Origin of the sequence: Mesorhizobium sp. M0306, from assembly GCF_040321655.1 — a bacterium.
Taxonomy (GTDB): domain Bacteria; phylum Pseudomonadota; class Alphaproteobacteria; order Rhizobiales; family Rhizobiaceae; genus Mesorhizobium.
This window is the reverse complement of record NZ_JAMYRY010000023.1, coordinates 23,027-47,855: the sequence shown is the minus strand read 5'-3', so window position 1 is coordinate 47,855 and position 24,829 is coordinate 23,027. Positions and strand designations below refer to the sequence as shown.

Here is a 24,829-nt window from a genome sequence, read left to right as displayed (position 1 = left end):
CGGCTCTTCGGCGCCGCACACCAGCTGGCCGGCGCCGGCCCATTGTCTCAATTGGAAGAGACATGATATCGATATGGATGTTCCAACAGGTGCCGTCATCGTCATGCATATCAGAAGACCCGTTCCGGTCTATAAGGATTTGTGGGCCTGGAGTTTTGCCCTGGCGATTGCAGGCTATCCGTTAGTCGCAATCCTTTCATCGTTGACCGGAAGAGATGATGGAGTTCTTTCGATCGTCTTCCGCATTCTGGTAATTGTCCTCTGTGGGCTGTCGTTTTTGTTTTCGGATCGGCAAAAAGCTTGGCGCTTCGGAAACATATGGTTGTTTTATTTTGTCGGGCTTTACATGTTGAAGCTTGGCCTTGATGCCAACTCCGGGATCGGTAAGGCGCCGCTAGGTCTTGTATTTGCCCTGACCGCTTCGGTCGTGCCGTGTGCTTTTCTGGCCCTGTCAACGAACAGATGGTCGGAGATCAACGTGGCATGGGCCGTTCTTGCCGTTGGGGCATTGACGGTGGCTGGTATCGTTGGGCTCCAGTATAGCGGATCTATTGCCGTGATGACCGACAATTCGGACCGACTTTATCTCGAACGCTTGAATCCTATTTCTATAGGCCATGCCGGCCTGACTACCCTTATCGCCTCATACACTCTGATAAGAATCCCACAGAGAAAGATTTTCAAATTCGCAATCTTTTCTGTTGCCGTGGCCGCGGCATTCACCATGTATCTGGCTGCTGCTCGCGGTCCAATTGTCGCCCTGGCGTGTTGTATTATCTTGTTTCCGATGCTCCGCCCCAGATTCATGACCATGATTATGGGTTGGTTGTTTATAGCCGGCGTGGTATTGGTATTTGCGACCACGGATATGACACCGTTGCTCGACAAGTTCCATTTGACAGCGACTGGAACTGCAGCAAACAATTCAACGACGGCACGCTTGGAAGCGATTACATTGTCGTGGGAACTGTTTCGGCAAAACCCGTTGCTGGGCTACGGGACGCAACTGCCTTTCTTCGCATATCCCCACAATATGTTCGTAGAAATCCTCCAAGACATGGGGCTTGTCGGCATGGCGATATTCGTCCCCGTTTTGGTGAAGATAGCGACAGGGATAAAGTTCTTGGTCGGCAGGCGCTTGGTGCTGCTGCCGCTTTTGACCACGCAAGCCTTCGTCGGAGCGCAATTTTCAGGGGCGCTCTGGGGCGCAGCGTTCCTTTGGATTGCCGTCACGGTCTTGATCTTCCGCGTCAATGCCATGAGGTCATTTGACGTGTGGGCACACCGACGCGTGATGGAGCGCTCATATCCGCAGTTCGGCGCTCTCAGCGGCGCCAGATAAACTGGACGTATTTCGCTGCAAGGCAAATGCGTCGGACATGTAACGCCCGTGCATAAGACTTGCAACCCGTTGGTCCGCGGCTAAGGAGTTCGGTCAAGCTCGCTCAGGAATCTCAAGGTAGCTTGCCACCACTCCGCTTTTTCATCCCATTTCGCTGGCCAATATGGCGAATTTCGGCCAATGGTGCCCCAGATCACGATCCCGTCGGCCAGCCTCCTGCACGTGTCCAGTTCGGCATACCAATAATCGCCCGGCAGAAAAGCAAGCGTCTTACGAAACTGCGGCCACAGAAAGCAGTAGACCGGTTTTCCTTGCGAGATTCTTCGTGCTTCCTCAATATTGGCTTGAGCATAAACGACCCAGGCGTCCTTGTCGCCATAGAACGTATAGAGGGAGGGGTAGAGCGTATCGACATAAGGGATTAGGGAGGACGCGATGATGGTGTTTTGCTGCTTCCATTCGTCCCGTGCAGCAGCACCCTGATGGCCGATCGCTCTCCAATAGTCCCTGAATGGCAACATGCTATAGAGGCCGAGCTTGACGCTCGGGTCCGCCTTTCTGAAGGCGCTAAGCGTCCTCTGGTATTTCGCGATGGAGGATGCTTGATCCGGTCCTATCAAGCGCCAGCTCTCGATGTCGATGGCGAGAAATTCGTTGCTCCTCGGCAATGCCAACGCTTTCTCTACTTGGCCGGCGTCGGGAACATCTGGTCCCAGAACGTGAGGGGAGGCGATCGTAAGATGCTCGAAACCGAACGAATGGAAGTCGGGGGGGCCTCCAACGAACGTCAGAGCCTCGAAAAGCCTGAATGGTGCGCGCGTCTGCGCCATTGCGGGCCATGAGCCGGCTAGAATCGAAATTATGAAGAATACTGCCGTGAAAAACATGACGCCGAGTATCCAGTATTGCCCACTCGCGAATTTTTGCGCGGCCGAGATTCGCATAGTTAGAGTTCCTCATGAGCAGCTAAACTTGACGAGTCAGGAAACGGTAGCGTAGCTGAACACCCAGAACAACGTCCTTACGGAAGCGTGATCGACTCGCTGCCGCAGGGGCGAGGGCAGTGCTTCTCACCCAGGCCTGAAGTTATTGCCTGGAATGGTGGACGGGCCGATTATGCGAGTCTAACGACGGCCAAAGCCCTGTCGCGCAGAGCCTTGTAAAAGACTTTTGGCGGCGTATAGCGTGAGCCGGACCATAACGCCTTGGTGATGTTAAATTCGGGACGATCGACATGAAACGGCACATCACCATCGTCCAACCTGCCATACCGAATTACCGGCGCGCTCTATTCGAGCGTATGGCGAACAAACTCGGATCGACTTTCGTTGTTTATGCATCGAATCAGCAGGAGCTAGGCGTTCTATCTGACGTTCTAGCTGAAGAAGATAGGCCGAGTTGGCAGCGCGACTTGGGTCGCATGCGGCCGCTCCTGCTAGGACTGGATTGGCAAGAAGGCGCAAGCTCGATAGCGGTCAGGCGTGGCGATGTACTGGTTATATGCGGTGCGCCTCGCAACCTCTCGACCGTTGTCCTCCTCTTCAAGGGGCTGTTGTTGGGCGCGCATACAATCTGGTGGGGGCACTATTGGAGTGCCACAAGCCGGTCCTGGGGCGCCGCAATCCGTTACGCCTTGATGCGTGTACCAAATGCCATTGTGTTTTATACAGAACAAGAAGTTGATGAGTATTATGCCGGCGGTGGCGATCGGAGGAAAAAGCCTGCATTTGGACTCAACAACGGTATTGAAACTGACGAAATTGTCCGCCTTCGAACAGTGTATTCGATAGCGCGCCGCCCACGTGACCTTTTATTCATTGGTCGAATCACGCCGAAGGCGGAGCTCGATATTCTACTCGATGCGCTCTCTTTACCCAATTGTCAGGGTGTCACGTTGGATGTGATTGGAAGCGGACATGACGAGGCGCGCCTGCGCAAGAGATGTGCTGATATCGGTATAACCGATCGTGTCGCATGGCACGGTGCCACAGTGGATGAGAAGCAAATCGCAACTGTTGCCAATCAGTGCAAGGCCTTCGTCTATCCAGGCAGCGTGGGACTTAGCTTGATACATGGCCTGAGTTATGGCCTACCGGCCATCGTGCATGATAATCGATGGGCGCATATGCCCGAAATTGCGGCATTAAAACCTGGCAGGAACGGTGTGACGTTCCAGCGAGGCGAGGCTAGTACTTTAGCAACCACCATTGCCGCCCTATTAGCTAATCAAACTGGACTAACTGAAATGTCGCGTTCAGCGGCCGAGACTACGGCCGTGACATTCAATGCCACCGACATGGCGGAGCGCTTCTGCTCAGCAATCGAGCAGGTTGTTGCTGGAAGTAAGACGAAAGTCGGAAGATATAAGCGTTGGAGATCTCGTGCCCGGCACGGTCTTTAGGCTCAAAGATGCCATGCAAAGCCCAATGCTCGCTGGCGGTGTCGGCCCAGACACAAAAAGTTTTCCGCGGCCAAAATTGTCATGGTTCGCATCACTTGAAACGTGTACTTGATGAATCAGAGTGGGGTAGCTTAGCTGAACACCTACAACAACGCTGACCAAAACGCGATCTGCGATGCTACGTTGAGGGCAGCGAAGTCAAAGTGCGTCATGTGCTGGGGGTTAGGCGTAATTGCCATGGTTGAGGTAACCAGTTCCGCTATGGTGCCTGGCACCAACGGCCCTGAGTGGCCGTTGTGAGAGTGGCGTTTGCGACAAGTTGGCTGTCGAAAGCCGGCGGCGGTGTTTCTGTTGTGGTGGAGGCGTTATCGCGCAACCTGGCCGATGCTGGAGTTGAGGTGTCGGTATTTGGACTTGAAGATCGGCTGTGGCTCGATGGCGACCGCGAAGCCTGGTCAGGCGCCCAAGCCCTCGCGCTCCCGGTACTCGGACCCGCACCCCTCGGTTATGCACCCGAGATGGTTCGCCGTATTATTGAGTGGGCGCCCGATGTCGTCCACGTCCACGGACTATGGATGCACCCGTCGCGCTCTGTCCTGCAGTGGTCCCGCTCAACGGGGCGTCCCTACATGATCTCGCCGCATGGAATGTTAGGAGCTGCGGCCCTGCGTTATTCGCGATCAAAAAAGCGGCTCACAAGCGCACTTTACCAAAATGCAGTTTTTGCTTCTGCCAGGTCCATCCATGTTACGAGCGAACAGGAACACGCGGAAGTTCGAGACTATGGGCTCTCTCACCCGGTTGCAATTATTCCGAACGGGATCGTGCTGCCAAGCGCGGCAAAGCGTGCATCGAGGAATAAAGCCGTGTATCCCTATGTTCTTTCGCTGGGCCGCGTGCATCCCAAGAAAGGGCTCGACCGCCTTATAATTGCCTGGAAGTATGTCGAACGCAGCTTCCCCAATTGGCATCTAAGAATTGTTGGGCCCGACGAGGTCGGGCACATGAAAGCACTGCGAGAACTGGCCGACAATGCCGGCGTAAAGAATGTCCGATTTGAGGCGCCCGTTTATGGTGATGCGAAGTACGCGCTGATGCGAGATGCCGAAGTTTTCGTGTTGCCGACACTCAATGACAATTTTGCGCTGACAGTTGCCGAGAGCCTGGCTTGCGGGACTCCTGTTATCTCGACGAAGGGAGCACCCTGGCACGGGCTGGAAGATAACCGCTGCGGTTGGTGGATCGACCACGGAATCGAGCCGTTATCTGCAACACTGCACCAGGCTATGTCACTGAGCTCGGACCAACGGCTCAGCATGGGTGCACGTGGGGCGGAATGGGTTGCCCGAGACTTTTGCTGGCCGGCAATTGCTCAGTCCTTAGTGGGCGTGTACCGCTGGCTGGACGATCGCGCGGCGGAACCGCCTTGCGTTCGCATCGATTGATCGCGTGGCTGACAGCACGTCGCGCCTCCATAAGGATGAAGTATTTCATGCTCAGCAGGATTGTCACGAAGTTGCGACAAGAGGGTGTTGGCTCTGCGGTGAATGGTGCGCGCAGAAAGCTTCAGATCTGGTGGCATTCGCCAAAAATTGAAATTAGTTCAACAAGACTAACCCTGAAGCGATTCGGTACTCGTTACGGCGGCTGGACGGTTTTCGAAATCGCTTCATTGCGAGGCAGCAAAATCGTCAGCTGTGGGGCTGGTGAGGATGTTTCATTTGACATCAGCATGGCCAGCGAACTTGGTTGTTCCATTGTAATCGTCGATCCGACGCCGCGCGCTGTCGAACACGTTACATCGGTGATACAGCGTATTCGCCAAGGTCGGCCGGGCGACGAAGGTTGCGGGCATTGCGGGAGTCAATCGGTCGGAAACTACGATCTAAGCAACATCTTTCCTAGCCAGATCGTGTTGGTCGAGAGGGCTATTTGGTGCAAACGCGAGGTGGTTAGATTCTTTGCACCTCAAGACGCTCGTCACGTTTCGCACTCCATAGTCAATATACAACATGGCCAGCGATTGGATCAACCGGACGGCTATATTGATGTCCATGCTGTCACCCTCCAGGATATACTTGAAGAGAATGACATTGAGCAACTCGAAATGCTGAAACTTGACATCGAAGGAGCGGAGATCTCCGTTATTCGGGACATCATCGAAAAGGGGCTTCGCCCGAAGCAGTTGCTGGTTGAGTTCGACGGGCTGCTTTTTCCTTCTACAAAAACACGGGCTGATATCAAGTTCACTGACAGTATTCTTCGGGAAGCGGGCTATAATTGCTATCACCGAGATGGAGTAGCTAACTTTCTGTACGCCCTTCGTGCGGAGATCGCCAATTGGGAACGTGCGATCGATGAGTTATTCTGACTTTGATTCCAACGACGATGCGAATCGTCGCATGTCATAAACGAAGATGCAGGAAAGATCGAGTGAAAAAGGGTATGGCTTCTTCCGTAGACGAGGCTCGAACGTCACAGCCGGGTCTGCCCCTGGCCATCCGCCTGAGGGATTTTCGTAATGCAGAATTCGCGCGTGGACGTAGCCTACCGATCGAAGCGCTATGGACCCTTCTGTCTGCCCTGTTCGTGAGTTCTTGGCTGCCGGGGAGCTCACACCGCCGGTTTCTCTTGCGGCTGTTCGGTGCGAATATTGGGGATGGTGTTGTTATTAAACCGGGTGTGCGAGTGAAATTTCCTTGGCGACTCACAATCGGTGCCGACACCTGGATTGGTGAGGAGGTTTGGATCGACAATCTGGCTACAGTCTTCATAGGCGACAACTGTTGCCTGTCACAGGGCGCCTATCTATGTACAGGGAGTCACGATTGGAATTCTCCGACATTCGATCTGAAGGCGCGCAAAATACAAATCGACAACGGTGCTTGGATAGCGGCGAAAGCTGTCGTGGGGCCGGGGGTGACGGTCGGCGAGGGTGCGGTTCTGACAATTTGTAGTGTTGCGACTAGCAATTTAGCGGCCTGGACCGTTTACAGAGGAAACCCTGCAGTGGTCGCTGCAAGCCGGGAGCTTCGACAAATTGCTTGATCGTGTGTCCTCGAGTCGAAATGTCACGGAGATAAATTTCCCGTGCGGTGGCAGGTTCGAACTGACGATACGCGGACGGCATCCAATATCACCATTCACTACGGCATCACGTCACATTTCGAAGCCGCGGCTGAATCCGTTCCACTTTGAAGGGTGGTCGATCACCGTTGAAGAGGCGAAGCCGCTGGGAGCGCCATGTCGCGGTCTTCCGCTGAATCGCGAGTAGGCTCCGCACGCCCTCTTCTTCACGCCAGACAACGCGGAAGCCCTGGCGCAGCGTCTCCTGGACAGCGGACAGCGCCCGCGTTGTGTCGGCGAGAGGCGTCGGCATACTGTGATGTCGGCAACAGCTCCGCCGCCGGCGCTACCCGGCAGCGCTCCTCGCCTGGTTTGAAAAGACCAAAACTGTCGCGCCCAAAACTGTCACGCGTTGATGTCAAATGGGGGTAGGGACGTGTCGATCAAAATGACAGCGGTGTTTGCTTTCGTGGCGCTGGCGTTTGCGGGTGGCTTTCTCTTCATCGCCATCAACAAGGGAACAAATATTCGCGCGCCGGCGTCAAAGCCGGTCGCGGTCCTCACACCGTTCGATGGCAAGCTTGTTGTCCAGTCGATCGACGATCTGCGTGTCGCCGGTCACAAGATTGTGCTCTGCGGTGTCGCGTTTGCCAAGCCTCAATCCATGCGCGTCATCGTCACAGAGGCCGCGCGCCGCGACTATCAAGGGCTCGCCTTGACCTGTAAGCCGGTCGGCGCCGGGACACCATGCGACGGCAATATCGCGCCGAAATTCCGTGATGCCGTCGTGGTGCAGTGCCTCACCTCCGACGGCACGGATCTGGCTACAAAGCTCGTCGAGGCCGGTATCCTGTGCGGACAGCCGGCGCAGGCGGGCTCGACCTACAAGTCTTGCGCGCAAGACTCGTAGTTCTTGCCTCGAATGCAAGAAGGCTGGATGGATGGTGTCAGAGACATTGTCGATTGCAAGGTTTTGTATAATGCGTCTGAGGGACGGTAGCGTCAGCGGCCACAAGGAATGGCAGATCGGTCGGCCCGCCGGTAGCCTGCCATTGGCCGGCTGTAAAGATGACTTATTAAGATATTCTGACGGTGTGTTCTATCAATCACACTGAAACCAAAAATTATCTCGCATATGCGAAATAGGTTGGAATTGGCGCAGAAAGCTGTTACGCGCTGATGAATAGCTTGGTGGTTGGGTGGGCCTCAGGTAACGTGGGACAGAAGGATTGATGCGGATGAACCCAGTTGTGAAAAGTGCGTTGGCCGGAGTTGTTGCGTTGGCCGGCTTCACCCCGGTGCAGTCTTTCGCGCAGGATGCATCGTGCACCTGTGCAACCGCCTATCAGGGCGTAGGCCCGATTGGATCAATCGGTCACGTCGATGGCGATGTAATGATCTCGCAGGTTGCTGGCTATGGCCCGGCTCAAGCGGGCGGCGCTCTGGATTTCGGCAGCCGCGTCGTGGTTGGCGGCAAGGGCTCGGCTTCGGTCCATGTTGGCGGCTGCAATTTGAGCGTGCCGGCCAATTCGACCCTCGACATTTCCCGTGTCGAGAACAAGATTTGCCTCAATGTCCTCGGTTCTGAGCAGACTGCCCAAACGGGTGGTTCCAACAATAATAACAACACGCCGCTCTACATCTTTGGTGGCATGGCTCTTGGGGCCGGTATTCTGGCTGCAACGGCTGATAAAGACCACGGGGTCAGCCAGTAAGCGGGTGCTAACAAACGGCGGCAGCAGGGGCGAGCGCCTCTACTGTGTTGATGCCTGCTGATGTCGATGGAGATGTTTCCGCTCGGACGGTTCTAGCTTCGCGAAATTTTGTTAACCGTGTCGCTCTATTGCTTTGATCTGGCGCCAAAGTAATTCGTCTTGGGCGATTGCGTTGGCGGGTCAGGCCACAGGTTTCTAGAGGGACGAAAATGAAGCTCCGCCAACCGCTTGGTCCCGTTTTCTTTTGTGTATCAACGATTGCAGGCGTTGCCTGTTTGAGTTCCGGCCCTTTCGAGCGGGTTTCTGGCGCTTTAAGCGGCGGCGCGGCGCTGATCATCGGCCTGCATAATGACGACTCTGTCAGCCAGTAGCTGGGGCCCACCATTCATCCTATTGCATGAGCTTGACAAATGCGTCACTCGCTGTCTTGCGGGTGATGCATTTGTGGTTTTTTGCGAGGATGTCACCATGTTGCTTCGTTGCAGCCGCAAACGCCGATGATCGATCTACATTCCCATATCTTGCCCGGCCTCGACGACGGCTCACCCAATCTTGCCGAATCGCTGGAAATGGCTCGGCTGGCGGTTGCCGACGGAACGACCCACATGGCGTGCACGCCGCACGTGACGCCGGGCGTATACGAAAACGGAACATCGAATATTGTCCGGGCGGTTCAAGAGTTGCACCAGGCGCTGCGCCGCGCTGCTATACCACTCGCTCTCTACGTCGGCGCCGATGTTCACATAGCACCGAATCTTCCGGACCAACTAGCGGGTGGCAGCGTGCCAACCTTAAACAGGTCACGCTATTTTCTGTTCGAACCGCCGCATCATGTTTTACCTCCGCGAATGGAGGATCTCGCCCTACGCCTCATAAACGCCGGTTTCATCCCGATTCTTACTCACCCCGAGCGTTTGACCTGGATCAAAACGAATTACGACGTTATCGAGAGGTTGAATGCGATGGGCTGCCTTATCCAGCTTACCGCAGACTCGATTGTTGGTGCTTTTGGACGCACGGCGCTTTATTATTCGGAAAAGCTGATTGACGAGGGCAGGGTGGATATCATCGCATCGGATACTCATAGCGCATCACGCCGGCGTCCTGGGCTTTCACAGGCGGTTGCTGCGGCTGCCAAGCGATGTGGCGAAGACGAGGCCCGCAATATGGTGCTGAAACGTCCAAGCGAAATCTTGGCGAACCGGCCCATCGAGCCGGTTGGAAAGGCACGTCAGAAAAATCGAAACACTGCCAACGCCAGCCGGTTTGGGGGATTTGGCCGTTTGTTCAAGGGCGGGACAGCGTGATGTGCTTTTTCCGCTTCGCAAGCCGTATGGGCACGGTTTTGGCCCTGCTCGCTTCCCTCGCGATGTCGGCATGCACGAGCACCTCGTCGACGACACCATCTTCGTCGACTTCGGTCGATGCGCTGCAATTGACATCAGCATCCACGCCACTTTCAGGCGGCGGCGCTCTGCGGGTTGTGAAGGAACTGCCTGCACCGCAAAATACACAGAACGGCAGCGAGCAGCCTCTGTCTCCGAACGATGTGCTCGAGGTGAACGTGTTTCAGGTCGACAACTTGAACAGAACGGTTCAAGTCGACTCCGCCGGCCAGATTTCGCTTCCGCTTATTGGCACCGTTACCGCGGCAGGGAAGACCGTCCGGCAGTTGGAGCAGGAGATCGAGACCACTTATGGCGCCAAATACCTGCAGTCTCCTGACGTCACGATTTTCATCAAGGAATCGATCGGCCAGCGCATAACCGTCGATGGCGAAGTCAACAGGGCCGGCATTTATCCGGTGTCGAGCAATTCTTCTCTCATCGATGCGATCGCCCTTGCCGGAGGGTTCAATACCGTTGGGGACGCAAAAAAGGTCTTTGTCTATCGCAATATCGGCCCAAACACATTGGTTGCTAATTACAACGTCGAGGAGATTCGTGGTGGCAAGAGTCGCAATCCACGCATCTATGGTGGCGACAAGATTGTCGTATTTGCCTCGAAATCGAAAATCGCGATGAATAATCTCAAGGACGCGCTCGGTGTCGCCTCGAGTGCAGCCCGACTTGCGGTGATCCCAGGACTATAAATCGCACTCGGATTTTTCGGAAATACAGACAAAACCTAGGATTACCTCGCACCATGCTCGATCGCAGTAGACAGCATCAAATTGCAGGCCCAGGACATAGCCAGGCGTTATCCGCCGACCTCTATTACGACGGTGCGCAAAACTATAGCCCCTATGGTCGCGACCACTCGGAGCAGGACGAGGGCTTCAGCCCGCTAAAGCTGCTCTTTTACGTTGTCCAGTACCGTTGGCTCATAGTTATGATGGTAGCAGCTGGGCTTGTCGCCGGCGTCGTCATTACCATGATGCAAACGCCAAAGTACCAGGCAACCACGCAATTGGAGGTACTGGTTCCTTCGGCCAAGGTCTTCCAGGACATCGAGGTGGTTTCTGAAAACGCGGACGTCCGGGCCTTCCTGACGGCTCGTGAAAAGCTGAAAAGCCGTGCATTGGCCCAGCGCGTTGTCTTCCAGCTAGGGCTTAGCGAAAAGCCAGACTTCCTGTTCCCTACTCCGGACTTTTCCCTCGGTAATATCTTTTATCGTGCATTTGGAATTTCCAAATCGCCCTCCATTGAGGAGAGAACTCCGGAGCAACGCGAAGCAATTGCGATCGGGCGCATTCTAAGGGATCTAACCGTCAATGTTGTCGCCAACACGAGCCTGCTATCGATCACGTTTGTCGATCAGAAGCCGAAATATGCAAGTGATGTAGCCAATCAGGTTGCACAAAGCTTTATTGACCAACGCCTCGATCAGACCAGCGAAACGTCCGACTTGGCACGGCAGTTCATCCAGGAACAGGTTTTGCAAGTAAAGCAAAAGCTCCAGAAATCCGAAGAGGAGTTGGTCGCTTATGCGAAGGATGCCGGCATCACGATAACCGGTGACGACAAGTCACTGATAGGATCGAATATCGAGGCGTTGAACACCGCCCTTGCGACAGCAATCCAGGACCGTCTCGATGCAGGGCGGGTCGTGGATCAAATAGATAAAGGCCGCGGTTCGAGCTTGGCCCCCGTCCTGGAAAGCGAAGGTCTACAAAAACTCAGTGACAAGCTGGCAGACTTGACTAGCCAGTACCAGCAAAAGTTGGGTATTCTCAAGCCTGGTTTTCCGGAGATGCAGCAGCTCCAATCGCAGATCAAGGAGTTGCAGCGGCTTTATAATAACGGCGTCCTCGCGATAACCGATTCGCTGCGGTTGAAATACCAGGAGGCACAGAACAAGGAGGTCGATCTGAAGGCCAAACTTGCCGAAATGGAAAAGCAGCAGGTTATCTTCAACGACAAGAACATAAAATACACGATCCTGAAGCGCGAAGTGGATTCAAACCGGTCGCAATACGACAGCCTTATCGCCAAGCTGAACGAGGTTGGGGTCAGCTCAGAACTCAAGACACAAACCGCCGCAATCGTGGATTTTGCCACCCAGCCGAATAGCCCATATTCGCCGCGCCTGAGCATCAACGTCGCGATCGCGCTGGCGCTTTTCCTGGCTCTGAGCGCGTCGATCATCTATGTCATCGAGCTGTTGAACAACACCTTTACCAATCCCGAGCAGGTTGAAAAAGAGCTGGGACTGGCAATGCTCGGCATCTTGCCGCTTGTCGATGACCGGGAACTCGTGGCCGCTATCGCCGATCAGAAGTCCGGGCTGTCAGAGGCCTATCGCTCGCTTCGTACATCGTTGCAATTCTCCGGTGCGGAAGGCGCGCCACGATCGCTGGTTGTCACGAGTTCGGAGCCCTCGGAAGGTAAGTCAACCACTTCATTCAAGCTCGGACAGGATTTTGCCGCGCTGGGCGCTAGAGTTCTCATTGTCGACGGGGACCTTCGGAAACCGAATCTTCACCGCCTGTTTGGTCTGGACAATACAATCGGCCTGAGCAATCTGCTGACGAACACTGTCCGCAAAGAGGATCTAGCGAGCATTTTCAGGGCGACGAAATATCCAAATGTCACCGTTTTGACTTCTGGAACGATTCCTCCAAATCCCGCCGATCTGCTCTCTTCGCCGAAGATGGCTCTGATCATTACCAATCTCGGGAAGCGGTTCGATGTTGTAATCATCGACGCGCCGCCGATCGTCGGCCTCTCGGACGCGCCAATCCTCAGTCGGCTTGCCGAAGGGACATTGATGGTCATCTCCACCAATCAGGTGACACGCAAATCGGCGAAGGCGGCGTTGAAGCGCATGCGAGCCGCCGGTGCCAACGTTGTTGGAGCCGCGATGTCAAAATTCGCGGTGAACAAGTTCGACTATAACTACGCCTATAAGTACATGAACTTCCAATATTATAGTTATGGCGCGGATACAGCGAAGATTGAGGGCAAAGTGAATGATGGAGCAGACCAGCCCGCTTATGCAAAATCTCCGGCGTTCAAGCGTTTGGTTCGTCGCCTCCGTTCTAGTATTGGCGGCTTCGTCGATCGGGCTAAGTCGGTTTCTTGAAACGGACACACCAGCCGTTTCTCTTGCGCTGGATCCGCTGAACGTCGATGCGCTGATAGGCGAGATCACCAGCGATCTGAACGACTCGAATGACGCTCCGGACCTAGAGGCCCTACTTACCAGGGCCGAGGATGCGCTTCGTTTCAACCTGGCCGACGCACGTCTCTATAGCCTGATCGGTGAGATCAAATACCGGCAAGGCGAAAAAGACGAAGCCAATAGGCTTTTCGATCAGGCGCTGAGATTATCCAAGACAGAAATCCATGCACTCCAGAGGTCAATTGGCCACGCGACCGAGGCAGGTGATTTGTCAAAGGCCGTCGGCGAGATCGACATATTGCTCCGGCGGTGGCCAGACCAATTTCCGACGATCTCGGATGGCCTACCGACAATCCTCTTAAATCCTAGCGGGTATCAAGCCGTGCTGACCGCCATCAGGGGGGAGGCGCCCTGGAGAGCCAGTCTGATCTATGCCCTTAGCAAAACCCCCGAGGGTCTCGATTTCGCAAATCGGCTGCTGCTCGACTTGACCGGATCAAACGCGCCACCGAATTCGGGCGAACTGACCGCCGTCATAAACGGCTATTTTCGCCAACAGGACTATGGACCGGCCTATCGGCTGTTTCTTTTCAGCCTGTCCGAGCAAGAGCGTAAGTTAGTGGGATATATTTTCAACGGCACCTTTGAGCCGGTTTCGGGCGGCAAACCCTTCGATTGGCAGGTCCGCGATCAGTCGGGCTTGGAAGTGACATTTGCCACGTCCCACGACGCGGTGGAGGGCGAGGGCGGAGCTACGGTTCGGTTCTTGAACACGCCGGTCAAGAACACAGCTCTTCAGCAGTATGTTGCGCTGCCTCCGGGTGTGTACAAAATTTCACTGATTGCCTCTGCACGAAACCTGAAGCTTCCAAAGGAGTTGTTCTGGTCGATTAGATGCCTGGGCCCGAGCGGCGAGATAGCACGGTTCAACATTCCGGAGGGGACATTCAACCGACGAACTCTGAGTCAGGATTTCTCGGTTGAGCCGACTGACTGCCCCATGCAAGTGTTGACGCTGAAGACGGCCGCCATTGCAGAGAGCTGGCGATTTCGATATGTGGGAACGTTGGTCATGCACAAATTGAGCATCGAAAGACTTCCATCTTGAATGACCGGCCGTCGGAATGGGATAAATATCTCCTCGGCTCGGTCTTGTTTGTATCGCTGCTGATCGGTGGTGGTACGGCAAGCGGCCTCTATACCGACACACTGATCGAGGTCGCGGCAATAGTGTCGGCGGCAGCGGTCCTTTCGCAAGCTCCCGGCCAGAGAATCCCCCGGCCTGTTCTGTGGCTGCTGGTTTCCGCCGTGGCGCTGGCGGTTTTGCAAATCGTCCCACTGCCTGCGGGCATATTTAACGGGTTGCGGGCGGGGCAGCTACTCGGACATCCCTGGGTTGGAGAAAGCCGATTTCGCTTCATCAGCGTTGGGGTCGGCCGCACGGTCGAATGCCTGCTTTATCTTCTGGCCGCTGCAGCGTTTTGTTTGGCCGCATTGCGTTTGCGTGCCGAGCAGGTCAGCGCGCTTCTTCCATTCTTCTTCATGGGCGTGATCTGCAATGGATTGGCGGGAGCGATTCAATATTCGCTCTCCGACGATGTCGCTATTAAGGGACTGTTGCCTTTCACGATCAACGCCGGGCTTTTTGCGAACCGAAATCATTTCGCTGCTTTGCTTTTTGTCTCGATCCCCTTCGTCGTTTATCATGGCCTCTTCCGTGGGCGCCTTTTGTCGGGGTCGCTTGGATTGGTCACACTTCTGCTGCTGCTTTTGGCGGCCGGTTCGCGTGCCGGTATTCTGATCGGGTTAGCGATCACGGTATTGTCTGTGATCTTTCTCTCAGCCCGTTCAAGGGCGAGCGGATTCAGCGTTCTGCTGATTTTTGTTGGGCTTTCGATCTATACGATGGGCGCGTGGACGAAGATCGACGTGGAGGCAATTGATCCGGCGTTCGGGCGCGGAGAATTCGCCCGAACGACGATCGAGGGGATCAAAGACAATTGGGCGACGGGCGTCGGATTTGGGAATTTTCAAAACGCCTATCAAATATACGAAAGGGAGGGCATGATTTTTAGGCAATACGTTAATCATGCCCATAATGAATATCTTGAAATAGCTTTTGAAGGTGGGATTCCGGCTATCCTGCTGATGGCAGGTTATTTCGTACTGCTTTTCGCTGCACTGGCCAGGGTTCGCCGTGACCCTCTTCAGAAGGCGGCATTCCTCTCGGTGTCTTTTCTTCTCGTTCATTCGCTGGTCGACTATCCGCTGCGAACCGGGGCGCTGGCGATGACGTTTGCCTTTATGAACGCCATTATATTTCACAGAGGATTTGCGGAACGCTTGAGCCGCAAGAGTGAGGTGATCGAGATCGATCACAACGGTGACAAGCTGTTTGTTCCCATCGGAACTTCGTCCTAGCGACCTTCGTCGCCGCGGCTTGTGTCGCCAGCCCGTGGCGGACCCCTGTGAGGCGAGCCGGCTCCTGGCTGTCGGGTTCCGAGGCTCAGGCGACATTTCCCCGCCCCTCCCAAGTGCAATCGCTCTCTGAGCAGAAATTTCTCGATTTCGCCGGCTGTATGAAAAATTCATTCCCGAACCATTCGGCCGCAGGCCTGTCTTGCATTGTTCTGGACCGAAACGATCTGCTAGAACGCCCGCACGAGAATAGATTGTCCAGAAGTACAGTTTGAATCCGGCGGCTGAGGGTCGCCTCCGACGCAGGCCCTTCCGTGGATCGGTACGAAAGAACGCTCACAGTCCATGAATATCGCACTAACGCACCTTCAGCGGCTTGAGGCTGAATCCATCCATATCTTTCGCGAGGTGGCCGCGGCCTTTGCCAAGCCGGTCATGCTCTATTCGGTTGGCAAGGATTCGTCCGTGCTCATGCACCTGGCGATGAAGGCGTTCTATCCGGCCAAGCCGCCCTTTCCCTTTCTCCATGTCGACACGACCTGGAAATTCCGCGAGATGATCGCCTTTCGCGACCAGATGCAGCAAAAGCTCGGCTTCGACCTCCTGGTCCATGTCAATGAAGACGGCGTGCGCGACAACATCAACCCGTTTGACCACGGCTCCAACACCCATACACATGTGATGAAGACGGTCGCCCTGCGGCAGGCGCTCGACAAATACGGGTTCGATGCAGCCTTCGGCGGTGCTCGCCGCGACGAGGAGAAGTCGCGCGCCAAGGAGCGCATTTTCTCGTTCCGCAACGCCCAGCACGCCTGGGATCCGAAGAACCAGCGGCCGGAGATGTGGAAGATTTTCAATACCCGCATCGCGGCCGGCGAATCGATCCGGGTGTTTCCACTGTCGAACTGGACCGAGCTCGACATCTGGCAGTACATTCTCCAGGAAGACATCCCGATCGTGCCGCTATATTTCGCCAAGGAGCGCCCGGTCGTCGAGCGCGATGGCATGCTCATCCTGAAGGATGACGGGCGCATGCAGCTGCGGCCGGGCGAGGCGGTGCAGAACCGAATGGTGCGCTTCCGCACGCTCGGCTGCTATCCGCTGACCGGCGCGATCGACTCGGAGGCCGACACTCTGGAGGCGATAGTCGGCGAGATGCTCACGGCGCGCACTTCCGAGCGGCAAGGTCGCCTGATCGACCGTGATGAAGCCGGCTCGATGGAAAAGAAGAAGCGCGAGGGGTATTTCTGAGTATGCGCCACATCATGGCCAAGAGCCTCGCCCCGACCGACGGAGTCCGCGACTATCTGGCGGCACAGGAACGAAAGTCGCTGCTGCGCTTCCTGACCTGCGGCTCGGTCGACGACGGCAAGTCGACGCTGATCGGGCGTCTGCTTTCCGACACCAAGCAGATTTTCGAGGACCAGCTGGCCACGCTCGAGCGCGATTCGCGCAAGCATGGCACCACCGGCGACGACGTCGACTTCGCGCTGCTGGTCGACGGCCTCGAAGCCGAGCGCGAGCAAGGCATCACCATCGACGTTGCCTATCGCTTCTTCGCCACGCCAAAGCGCAAGTTCATCGTAGCCGACACGCCCGGCCACGAACAATACACGCGTAACATGGCGACAGGTGCATCAACCGCCGATCTCGCCATCGTGCTGATCGATGCCCGCCAAGGCGTACTGCGTCAGACCAGGCGACATTCGATAATCGCCTCGCTGCTTGGCATCCGCCACATCGTGCTCGCCGTCAACAAGATCGATCTTGTCGGCTTCGATGAGGCGGTGTTTAAACGGATCGTCGCGGATTACGGGCAGTTCTCACGTGAACTCGGCTTCCAGACGATCGTGTCCATTCCTATGTCGGCCCGCTACGGTGACAACGTTACCGGCCGATCCGATAGGACGGACTGGTATTCCGGCCCGACGCTGATTGAACATCTCGAAACCGTCTCGGTCGATGAAGCCGTGGTCGAATTGCCGTTCCGATTTCCGGTCCAATATGTGAACCGTCCCAACCTCGACTTCCGGGGCTTCGCCGGCACCATAGCCTCCGGATCGGTTGCGCCGGGCGACGAGGTGGTCGTCGCCAAATCCGGCAAATCCTCCCATGTCAGGCGCATCGTCTCGCATGGCGGCGATCTTCAGCAGGCTATCGCCGGCCAGGCCATCACGCTTGTCCTCGACGACGAGGTCGAGGTCTCGCGCGGCAACATGCTGGTGTCGCCGGCGGCGCGGCCGCAGGTCGCGGACCAGTTCGCCGCCAACATCGTCTGGTTCGACGAACATGCGCTGCTGCCTGGCCGCTCCTACATCCTGCGCACCGAGACCGACCAGACCAGCGCCACCGTCACCGACCTGAAATACCGCGTTAACGTCAACGACTTTGCCCATGAGGCGGCCAAGTCGCTTGAAATGAACGAAGTCGGCATCTGCAACATCTCGACGCGGTCGCCGATCGCCTTCGATCCGTTTGCCGAGAACCGCACCACCGGCGCCTTCATCCTGATCGACCGCATCACCAATGCCACGGTCGGCGCTGGCATGATCCTACATTCGCTGCGCCGCGCCGAAAACATCCACTGGCAGTCGCTCGATGTCGGCAAGCGCGCGCGTGCCGACATGAAGAACCAGCGACCGGCCGTATTCTGGTTCACCGGGCTTTCGGGCTCGGGCAAGTCGACCATCGCCAATCTGTTCGAGAAGAAGCTGTTCGCCACCGGGCGCCATACCTACATTCTGGATGGCGACAACGTCCGCCACGGCCTCAACCGTGATCTCGGCTTCACTGACGCCGATCGTGTCGAGAACATTCGCCGCGTCGCCGAAGTGGCGCGCCTGATGGCCGATTCCGGGCTGATCGTCATCGTGTCGTTCATTTCGCCGTTCAGCGCCGAGCGGCGCATGGCGCGCGAACTGATGGCCGACGGCGAATTCGTCGAGGTGTTTGTCGACACCCCCTTCGAGGAATGCGCCAGGCGCGATCCGAAGGGCCTCTATGCGCGGGCGTTGAACGGCGAGATCAAGAATTTCACCGGCGTCGATTCACCGTATGAGGTGCCGGAAAAGCCCGAAATCCATCTCAAGACACTCGGCAGATCGGCCGAGGAGATGGTGGACGCCCTTGAACACTGGCTGAACGAGCGGGACATTGCCGAAGACCAATATGATAACGGCGGCGGTATCTGACGACGAAGCGATGCTCGCCGTCTTCGAGCACCTTGCCTTGGCGGCGGGGCGCGAGGTGATGCGCGTCTTTCGTGCCGGCTGTGCGGTCGACAGCAAATCGGACAGTTCGCCGGTGACGGAGGCGGATCGCGAGAGCGAAAAGATTATCCTTGCCGGGCTGCGCGTCGCATTTCCCGAAATTCCATGCGTGGCCGAGGAAGAAGCTTCGGCCGGCATCATGGCACCGGATCTCGGCGACGCCTTCTTCCTCATCGATCCGCTCGACGGCACCAAGGAGTTCGTCAACCGCAGGACCGATTTCACCGTCAATATCGCACTGGTTCGCCATGGCGTGCCGGAGATCGGCGTCGTTTTCGCGCCTTGCACCGGCCGCTTCTTTTCCGGCCGGCCGGGCAAAGCGGAAGCGATCGAGGTCAATGACGACTACCAAATCGTCGATCGCCTGCCGATTTCGGCAAGGGCCGGTATGATGCCGCTGACCGTAGTTGCCAGCCGGTCCCACAACACACCGGAAACCGACGCCTATATCCGCGCGCTTGGCGCTGCCGAAATCGTCTCGGTCGGCTCCTCGCTGAAATTCTGCCTCCTCGCCGGCGCCGAGGCGGACGTGTATCCACGCTTCGGCCGCACCATGGAGTGGGATACGGCCGCGGGTGACGCGGTGCTACGCGCCGCCGGCGGCATGACGCGCACGCTGGATGGAGCGCCGCTCGCCTACGGCAAGCGCAACCAGAGCGACGACGAGGATTTCGCCAACCCGCATTTCATCGCCAGCGGCAAGGCTGCCAAATCTGGCTAGACCATGATTGCGCAGTTCCAGACCCGTACGAAAATGCGGGTGTTACAAGTGAGTTATGGAAGCGACCTCAGATACCGCTCGAGGTCTGTAAACACAACGGCACTATCCCCATCCAGCCTACAGTTGGGTCGCGTGGCCGATTCGCTTCGTGTCCGGTCGATGCTGCGGGGCCTTCGCACAGTGTATCCAAATTGCTAAATACCGATACACTTGAACGGCTATACGAGCGAGTGATGGCGTTCCACATCAAAAATCCCGAGACCGGCGCACTGGCCCGCCGGGTCGCCGCACCTAAGAGGACTGGTCTGACAGAGGCCGTCCATGCCGCGCTCAAGCATGAGCTTGAGCGCGAACAGGCTAGACCGTCCCTGGTAGAGATCGGCGTCAGGGTCTGCCGTGATCTGCGAGCCCGGGGCAAGCCTGATCACGGCAGGCCCGCCGACAAGGCGTTTCGCGACAGCCTGTACGAGAATGACTGATTTCATCGACGCCTCGGCCCTGACGGCGCTGATGACCAACGAGGATGATGCGCGCGAACTCCTGGCCGGCACCCGGCGCAGCTGAACGCTGAACGGTGTTGAACCCGACTTTACGTGGCTGGCCACGGTCCAGATTGCATCACGTTCAAGAATCTAAAATGTGGCGGGCTTGCTTCGGATGGATAAGGCCAGGAGCGCCTCCGAAAGTCGTTTCTTCGCCCGCTCGACCCCGTTCTCTTCGATTGCCTCAACATCGAGGAACAAGTCGAGGCCAGTCGCATGCTCGCTGATGACCTGAGGGCGCTGGGCGAGTTCACCCAGGAGGCCCTCGACTTCGTAGGGGACAACCTCCCGGCTGATCCCCTTCATGGCAATCGGTGCTAATGGACGCGCCCGGACAAGGTCGCGCACGAGCGCGTAAGTCTCATAGCTGAGGCAGATGCCGCCGGGCTCGGCAATCGACTGCAGACGGGCCGCCAAGTTCGCTTCGGCTCCAATGATCGTGTAGTCCATCCGATCATCGGAACCGAAGTTCCCAACATTGCAATAGCCCGTGTTGATGCCCATTCGAGCTCGGAAGGGCCGTTCAACTCCGCGGTCACGCCACACCCTGTTCAACTGCTCCACCCGACGCTGCATGTCGACAGCCATGCGCAAGCAGGCTCTCGCGTCTTCCTCGATGCCTTGCGTCTCGGGGTCTCCGAAGAACACAAGAAGCGCGTCGCCGATGAACTTGTCGACGGTGCCGCCGTGTTTGAGCGCGATCGTCGACATCTCGGTGAAGTACTCGTTGAGGAGAAGTGTCAAGTCCTCGGGCTGGAGCCGTTCCACGATCGCGGTGAAATCCTTGACGTCGGAGAAAAAGATCGTGAGCTTCTTGCGCTCGGTCGCGATGGTGACGTCCTTCTGGCCGCTGAAGATGCTTTTGTAAATTTGAGGCGAAAGGTATTTGGCGATCTTCAATGAAATCGCGGCCAGGAAGTCGTTTGCCTCGGAAAGCTCCTTGTTGATGCCCTGAATCAACGCGGACTGCCGACGCTGCAGGAGAATGAACGTCAGGCCCGCCGCCGCCGCGAAGCCGAAATATAGGAGCAGATACTTGAAGGTCAGCACGTTCGCAGCGATAGGCTGATTGACTGATATCTCCTGGATCCCTCGGACATCCCCTACCTTCCAGTCAGTCTTGGGGCTGTCCGGATGTGAGTTATGGCACGTCACGCAGACTTGTCCCATAACGACCGGGGCCGCGGCGCGGACCTGCCGGTCAAACAGTGAGCCCGAGACTTCGATGATCGGCTCCTTCGGGTTGGCGCGCAAAGCAAGGATTGCATTCCGCTCGAATACATCGAGCTGGTGGGGGGCGCGACCTTTGAAAGGCAGATCCGAGACGAACCGATATTTGACCGACCCGTCGTGAGCGCTGATGCGCTTGCCGAGTTCAATCGAGAGGGTTGCTGGAATAGGGATCGCGCCTGGGACGTCCCGGTAGTTGTGCGTCGCAGTCACGGCGCCGTCTGCTTGCAGCACGCGTCCCACGACGTCGCTGCCGTAGAATCCGCGCATTTCGTCGATGATCCGGCTGATTTCGCTGGCTTGCCTGCGCAGCATCCGTTCCGACAGATCTCGGAGGTCGAGCCAGGCTGCGACGGGCAGACCGATAAGGCCGATGACCACTGCCGCCACCAGGAGCGGTCCCATGGTGCGCTGCTGACGCGCAATCTGTTCACCCAGTCCAGCCATTGTGCAAGCGCCCGGCCTTCATTAGTATCTGAACTATAGCTCATTCCCGGCACGGTACTAGAGTCAGTCTTGGCTCGATGAAAACACGTCAGACCTGCAACGTCGGACCGACCTTGAGCGGTTGGTAGCTAAGCCCCGACCCTCACAGCGGATTTCGCATTCTGGCGCCAGACGGGCAGTGAATCAGTGAAGGGGATGTCGCAAAGTCGGTTGTGGCCCGGAATGCCCTTCGCCATAACCGCTCTGGGGTCAAAAATTCACCTCTGGCAAGGTTAAGACTTCTGCGGGCCGGAGAGCGCGTCGGAAAAGAAAGTGTCCAGCAAAACGTATCCGCGTTTCGGCCGCACTATGGAATGAGGACACCGCTACCGGGCGACGCGGTACCGCGCGCTGCCGGCGGCATGACGCGCACGCTGGATGGTGCGCCGCTCGCCTGCGGCAAGCGCAACCAGAGCGACGACGAGGATTTTCGCCAATCCGCATTTCATTGCCAGCGGCAAGGCTGCCACGGCCGCTTAGGCACCATGATGAACTCCGATCCCATCCCGGCTCGTCCACCGCGCAAATGACGCTGTCGCGCACGCGACGTCTGAGTGAAGCACTTATTTTCAGCCGAAGGCTCGCGGCAGGGAGTAACCATCCGGTGTGGATCGTGGCAGAGGCCCTTTCGCGTGTTAGACTGCTTGCATGGAGATCGACACCGACAAGATCGACGATGCCGTTCTGGGCCTGCTTTGGCTGACGCTGCATGAAGAGAGGCGCGCCTGGAAGGGGTTGGATTGGAACGCTCTGGATCGCTTGCACGAGAAGGGGCTGATCGCGAATCCAGCAAACAAGGCGAAGTCAGTGGTTCTGACAGATGAAGGACTGCGGCGTGCGGAGGAGCAATTCCGAACTCTGTTCACCCGCCCGGCGCCATGAGTCATGAGCGCAGGGCGGGCGCCTAAGAGATGATGGCGCACATGGTTGATTTTCGACCGGCAGCGCACTGACAGCAGCGGGACGGCCGATGCTCTCGCCTTGGCGCCCAATTTCGTCTTCATTACCTACGCCAACGGGCGCATCCAGTCTGTCAAGCAGTGGCAGAGAACACCGCAGCCGCGACCCTCAATGTCAACGGCATTGGCGAAGTCCAGCCGCGAGATGCTTCTGCCGGCGAATGGGGCTCCCGGGCGGAGTTGCAGCCAGCAGCGGGTCGGCGCCGCTGCTGACACATGGGATGTTAGTGGGGCAGATTGCCACTCGTGATGCGAAATCTCTATGGCTGCGGATTTCCTAGAGCGGGTTTCTCAAGCACCAGCACATGACTACCAAGGGGCGATGTGTGAGTGCTCTTAACCTGGAACCCGTCGTCAGAAAGCGTTTCGATGAATTCGCCATCCGTTCCCGGCGGAACGCGGGCAACAACGTTTGAGGTGCGCCTGACAATATTGGAAAGCACCCTTCGCGCCTTGCCTGGGCCGATGTTGCGCTGCATGTGCTGATAGACGGCCAGCAGCAGGACGATATCGTATTTCGGGAGAAGGATATTGCCGAGGCGCCGGCTGCCAAGATTCAGGCGATCGAACCGGGCGTGTACCGGGGAGCCGCTCAATAACATTTTTGCAGTCTCGATATGCGGCTTGGCAATGTCGATCCCGTGGATCGAGCTGGGTTTCAGCTTGGATATCTCATAGGCGACAACGCCCATATTGCAGCCAACATCGAGAATGGATTTTCCGGCGTAGTCGACCTTTGCGGAGAATAGCCCGTCAAGTCTGTCGTCCCACGTTCCTGCAAAACCCCTTTTGAATCTTGACCACCACAAATCATCAGCTCCTTTGGGAAGAGCCCCCTTGAGCGCCTCCTACCACGAGAGAATTAATGATCGATACCCTTTCAACTGGAATTGATCACATTGACGAACCAAGGCAGGGACGTGTGCGGCCGCGTCACAACCCCATCACCTTGAGTGCCACCGGAACCGCATAGCGGCTGCCGTCATAGCGCACCCGGTAGGTCCGCTTCACAGGCTTGCTGGGATGGGACTGGCATTCGCCATTCTGGTCGGGGGAGGGATTATCGGTAGTCGACCGCTCAACCGCGGTGATATCGTGATAGCCCTGATGGCTCGCCGGGCTCATCGCCAGGCTGACCTGGCTGGAATGAAAGGATTCGGCGCAACTGCCATCGCTATCGCCGCCAGAGCCGGCCACCACGAGGCCGTCGAGCACCACGTGGAGTTCACCGCGGACGAGAGCGAAGAGCCGCAGGTCGGTTTCAGTGAACGGAGCGGTCAGCGAATGGTGTGCCATTTCGATGCGCAGGCCGAATGCGGTGACACCGGGGGCCAGTGCATAATGGCCGGTGTCGAATTCCACCTTGTCGATGACAATTGCGTCATCGGTCATCAGACCGGGCTGGAGCAGGCGCTGGCGCACCCGCAGGCTCTTCCTGTCGACGACCAGAAGCTCGATATCGCCGACATGCAAGTGGTCGCCGTTAGCGGCGTCAATCAGCGGCACTGCGACCAGTAGCAGGTCGTCGTGGGCGGGCCAGATCTTGCAGACCAGGCCGAATGGCGCATCGCTCTCCGGGAGCGTTGAGGCGATGCTGATATGCGGTTCAAGCGTGAACGAGGTGCCGTCGGCGCTTTTTCGGGCCTTGGGATAGGCCTGCTGCACCAGCGCGGCAGCATCACCGCAATCGCCCGCCGCGGCCCTGGCGGGCGAAAGGCTGGTCAGGCAGAGGCCTAGGAAAAGGAAGAGGGTACGCGACAGTATACGCATAGGGTTCTCACGTCGCAGCGCCGGATGCGGGCAGGCATGTCTACGCGAGATTGGTGGCGGCTGACAGGGCTTAACGGAAGCGGAGTCTAACGGCGACGCTTACGCGCCTTGGAACAGCAGCACTGCATCGGCGCGCACCCGGATTTGACCAGTCGCTGTAGTTCGTAAGTTGCGCATCGCCGACCGAGCAGAGCGACCAGGGATCTAAAGAGCACGCGTGGAGGTGCGACAGAGTTGCAGACACTCGGTCACTGATGTAATTTAGCATTCGATCAAGTGAGGAATATGCCCGCTGTCGCGACGGCTTTTCTCTCTTTTTGTTTCGGCAGACTGCATGCTCTCTGACG

Annotated in this window: 21 protein-coding genes and 1 pseudogene; 18 read left to right on the top strand and 4 right to left on the bottom strand. The window is 57.0% G+C overall.

Annotated elements, in window-relative coordinates; translation table 11 throughout:
• Positions 1–73: 73 nt before the first annotated feature.
• Positions 74–1,342, top strand: coding sequence for an O-antigen ligase family protein (locus NKI95_RS25040; protein WP_352720016.1), 1,269 nt, complete (start codon positions 74–76; stop codon positions 1,340–1,342).
• 80 nt (positions 1,343–1,422) lie between these two features.
• On the opposite strand, the gene NKI95_RS25035 is transcribed toward NKI95_RS25040, so the two are convergent.
• On the bottom strand, positions 1,423–2,286 hold the full coding sequence (locus tag NKI95_RS25035) for a hypothetical protein (protein WP_352720014.1): 864 nt from the start codon (positions 2,284–2,286) through the stop codon (positions 1,423–1,425).
• Positions 2,287–2,576: 290 nt separating this feature from the next.
• On the opposite strand from NKI95_RS25035, the gene NKI95_RS25030 reads away from it, so the two are divergent.
• From NKI95_RS25030 to NKI95_RS24960, 15 genes are all read left to right on the top strand, one after another.
• Positions 2,577–3,743 carry a glycosyltransferase family 4 protein gene (locus tag NKI95_RS25030; RefSeq protein WP_352720012.1) on the top strand — a complete coding sequence of 389 codons (1,167 nt, stop codon included), beginning with the start codon at positions 2,577–2,579 and terminating at the stop codon, positions 3,741–3,743.
• 302 nt (positions 3,744–4,045) lie between these two features.
• Positions 4,046–5,188 carry a glycosyltransferase gene (locus NKI95_RS25025; RefSeq protein WP_352720011.1) on the top strand — a complete coding sequence of 381 codons (1,143 nt, stop codon included), beginning with the start codon at positions 4,046–4,048 and terminating at the stop codon, positions 5,186–5,188.
• A 47-nt stretch (positions 5,189–5,235) separates the two neighbouring features.
• Positions 5,236–6,114, top strand: a complete 879-nt coding sequence (locus tag NKI95_RS25020) for an FkbM family methyltransferase (protein ID WP_352720009.1) — start codon at positions 5,236–5,238, stop codon at positions 6,112–6,114.
• 62 nt (positions 6,115–6,176) lie between these two features.
• Entirely contained in the window at positions 6,177–6,791 is a 615-nt protein-coding gene (locus tag NKI95_RS25015) for a WcaF family extracellular polysaccharide biosynthesis acetyltransferase (RefSeq protein ID WP_352720007.1), read from the top strand.
• A 454-nt stretch (positions 6,792–7,245) separates the two neighbouring features.
• Positions 7,246–7,719, top strand: coding sequence for a hypothetical protein (locus NKI95_RS25010; protein WP_352720005.1), 474 nt, complete (start codon positions 7,246–7,248; stop codon positions 7,717–7,719).
• A 328-nt stretch (positions 7,720–8,047) separates the two neighbouring features.
• Complete coding sequence (locus tag NKI95_RS25005; RefSeq protein WP_352720004.1) at positions 8,048–8,524, top strand: hypothetical protein; 477 nt, start codon at positions 8,048–8,050, stop codon at positions 8,522–8,524.
• 497 nt (positions 8,525–9,021) lie between these two features.
• A complete protein-coding gene (locus tag NKI95_RS25000) occupies positions 9,022–9,831 on the top strand; it encodes a tyrosine-protein phosphatase (RefSeq protein ID WP_352720002.1) in 810 nt (269 codons plus the stop codon).
• On the top strand, positions 9,831–10,616 hold the full coding sequence (locus NKI95_RS24995) for a polysaccharide biosynthesis/export family protein (protein WP_352720000.1): 786 nt from the start codon (positions 9,831–9,833) through the stop codon (positions 10,614–10,616). Before NKI95_RS25000 ends, NKI95_RS24995 begins: the two co-directional genes overlap by 1 nt.
• A gap of 53 nt (positions 10,617–10,669) precedes the next feature.
• Positions 10,670–13,048 (top strand): GumC family protein, encoded by a 2,379-nt coding sequence (locus NKI95_RS24990; protein ID WP_352719998.1) that lies wholly within the window; start codon positions 10,670–10,672, stop codon positions 13,046–13,048.
• The gene (locus NKI95_RS24985; RefSeq protein WP_352719996.1) at positions 12,936–14,195 is read left to right on the top strand and encodes a tetratricopeptide repeat protein; all 1,260 of its coding nucleotides are present in this window, start codon (positions 12,936–12,938) and stop codon (positions 14,193–14,195) included. Before NKI95_RS24990 ends, NKI95_RS24985 begins: the two co-directional genes overlap by 113 nt.
• Positions 14,192–15,508 carry an O-antigen ligase family protein gene (locus tag NKI95_RS24980; protein WP_352719994.1) on the top strand — a complete coding sequence of 439 codons (1,317 nt, stop codon included), beginning with the start codon at positions 14,192–14,194 and terminating at the stop codon, positions 15,506–15,508. The genes NKI95_RS24985 and NKI95_RS24980 overlap by 4 nt, the downstream gene beginning before the upstream one ends.
• A gap of 342 nt (positions 15,509–15,850) precedes the next feature.
• Positions 15,851–16,756 (top strand): sulfate adenylyltransferase subunit CysD, encoded by a 906-nt coding sequence (cysD, locus tag NKI95_RS24975; RefSeq protein ID WP_352719992.1) that lies wholly within the window; start codon positions 15,851–15,853, stop codon positions 16,754–16,756.
• Positions 16,757–16,758: 2 nt separating this feature from the next.
• Positions 16,759–18,696, top strand: a complete 1,938-nt coding sequence (gene cysN / locus NKI95_RS24970) for a sulfate adenylyltransferase subunit CysN (RefSeq protein ID WP_352719989.1) — start codon at positions 16,759–16,761, stop codon at positions 18,694–18,696.
• Between the two features lie 10 nt (positions 18,697–18,706).
• Positions 18,707–19,495, top strand: coding sequence for a 3'(2'),5'-bisphosphate nucleotidase CysQ (cysQ, locus tag NKI95_RS24965; RefSeq protein WP_352720100.1), 789 nt, complete (start codon positions 18,707–18,709; stop codon positions 19,493–19,495).
• A 233-nt stretch (positions 19,496–19,728) separates the two neighbouring features.
• Positions 19,729–19,974 (top strand): type II toxin-antitoxin system VapB family antitoxin, encoded by a 246-nt coding sequence (locus NKI95_RS24960; RefSeq protein WP_352719987.1) that lies wholly within the window; start codon positions 19,729–19,731, stop codon positions 19,972–19,974.
• 153 nt (positions 19,975–20,127) lie between these two features.
• On the opposite strand, the gene NKI95_RS24955 is transcribed toward NKI95_RS24960, so the two are convergent.
• Complete coding sequence (locus tag NKI95_RS24955) at positions 20,128–21,714, bottom strand: adenylate/guanylate cyclase domain-containing protein (RefSeq protein ID WP_352719984.1); 1,587 nt, start codon at positions 21,712–21,714, stop codon at positions 20,128–20,130.
• A gap of 327 nt (positions 21,715–22,041) precedes the next feature.
• Between NKI95_RS24955 and NKI95_RS24950 the strand changes: the two are divergent.
• Positions 22,042–22,233 (top strand): annotated as a pseudogene (locus tag NKI95_RS24950) (3'(2'),5'-bisphosphate nucleotidase CysQ); the annotation flags it as partial.
• Between the two features lie 168 nt (positions 22,234–22,401).
• Positions 22,402–22,635 (top strand): DUF6429 family protein, encoded by a 234-nt coding sequence (locus NKI95_RS24945; RefSeq protein ID WP_352719981.1) that lies wholly within the window; start codon positions 22,402–22,404, stop codon positions 22,633–22,635.
• Between the two features lie 337 nt (positions 22,636–22,972).
• Here the strand turns inward: NKI95_RS24945 and NKI95_RS24940 are convergent, their stop codons facing one another.
• Both NKI95_RS24940 and NKI95_RS24935 read right to left on the bottom strand, forming a co-directional pair.
• Positions 22,973–23,521 carry a class I SAM-dependent methyltransferase gene (locus tag NKI95_RS24940; protein WP_352719979.1) on the bottom strand — a complete coding sequence of 183 codons (549 nt, stop codon included), beginning with the start codon at positions 23,519–23,521 and terminating at the stop codon, positions 22,973–22,975.
• A gap of 124 nt (positions 23,522–23,645) precedes the next feature.
• Positions 23,646–24,482, bottom strand: coding sequence for a PA3715 family protein (locus NKI95_RS24935; protein WP_352719977.1), 837 nt, complete (start codon positions 24,480–24,482; stop codon positions 23,646–23,648).
• Positions 24,483–24,829: the final 347 nt, after the last annotated feature.